2 protein-coding genes are annotated in these 1,250 nt (G+C 40.6%); both read left to right on the top strand.

Annotation, left to right across the window (positions count from 1 at the left end; genetic code table 11):
- The first annotated feature begins 16 nt into the window (after positions 1–16).
- Positions 17–544 (top strand): DUF3231 family protein, encoded by a 528-nt coding sequence (locus ACFPYJ_RS32140; protein ID WP_379192511.1) that lies wholly within the window; start codon positions 17–19, stop codon positions 542–544.
- 32 nt (positions 545–576) lie between these two features.
- Entirely contained in the window at positions 577–882 is a 306-nt protein-coding gene (locus ACFPYJ_RS32135) for a WGxxGxxG family protein (RefSeq protein WP_379192509.1), read from the top strand.
- Positions 883–1,250: the final 368 nt, after the last annotated feature.

Raw genomic sequence — 1,250 nt, 5'->3', positions numbered from 1 at the left:
TCTAGGCAATAGACTAATGGGTGTCGCCGAGGCTTTCTCTGTGTCTACTTTTTTGAGGCAAGGTCACTTCGGTGAAGTATCCAGTGTATGGACAGCTTCTACTACAGCTAAAGCAGCAGTTTCTTTTTATCAAGCATATTTAAACCACACTGGTGACAAGGACCTAAGGAAATTGATTGAAGACTACATTGATCAAGCTAAACAAGAAGTAAAGGAACTGGATGAAATACTTAATGCGAATGGTATCGCTCCTGCTCCAATAATGGCTGACAGACCAAAAGCCAATCTCGAAGATATTCCTGTGGGTGCTCGTTTAGCCGATCAGGAAATTGCCGCTGCGATATCTGCCGACACAGCAACGGGTCTTGTTGCTTGCACTCAAGCAATGGCAATGTGTATTCGCGAAGATATCGGCGCATTATTTGCAAAATATGCCGCCGCAAAAACGGTACTTGGTGGTAAAACCCTTAGAATGCTAAAGGATAAAGGTTGGCTGGTTCCTCCTCCTTTACTAATCAAGAGACCAGAAACAGTTAAAGTTTAATCACAATAAAATCAGCAGAGGAGTTAATCTGCATGAGAAAATTGAAATATCTATTCACATTTTTGCTGCTAAGCTGCTTCACCTTAATGATGAGCGCCGGAATCTTAAGTGCTGCAGGCACAAACAGTATGACCTCTACACAAAGTAACCAGTCTTATGACAACCGTTCAATTAATACAAATAGCTACAATGCGATATCAACTGCTGCAGGTAACTATCGGGCTAATGCAGTTAATGATGATAATGATTTCGATTGGGGCTGGTTAGGACTTTTAGGTTTACTCGGTTTAGCTGGTTTGAGAAGTAGTAACCATGACCGTAATCCTGAGCGTTCGTAGCTAAAGATTTGATTTTTGGTTAAGACTATGGCTAATGCTAAAGCCATGGTCTTTTTAATTTATTAGATTATTCGTGGTGATTATGTCGCGGTTCGAATCAGAGACTACTTTGGTAACGGCCATGGTGCTACATAAAATTTACCGAAATAGGGAAAAGTACTTAGGAAAATACTTTTACAAAATCCGGTTTGTGGGTAAATTTCACAAAGAACAATACAAACAAGAAGGAACGGTATTGGAATTTCAAGTTCGTGGTATGGGATATGACAATACAACAGAAAAATACGGAGGGGTCTATACGAGGCCACTGAAAAAGTCCAAATCTTATAAACAGGATACCTTACCTCCACTTCGAGGGAGGGTATCCT

The organism is Paenibacillus solisilvae (genome assembly GCF_042656405.1).
GTDB classification, from domain to species: Bacteria; Bacillota; Bacilli; order Paenibacillales; family Paenibacillaceae; genus Paenibacillus_Z; species Paenibacillus_Z solisilvae.
Note: the sequence above shows the minus strand (reverse complement) of the source record. Positions and strands in the feature narration are given on the sequence as shown.

Excerpts from the sequence above, each read along its gene's own strand:
- ACFPYJ_RS32140 (WP_379192511.1), top strand. The coding sequence starts at position 17 with ATGGGTGTCGCCGAGGCTTTCTCTGTGTCTACTTTTTTGAGGCAAGGT.
- ACFPYJ_RS32135 (WP_379192509.1), top strand. The coding sequence starts at position 577 with ATGAGAAAATTGAAATATCTATTCACATTTTTGCTGCTAAGCTGCTTC.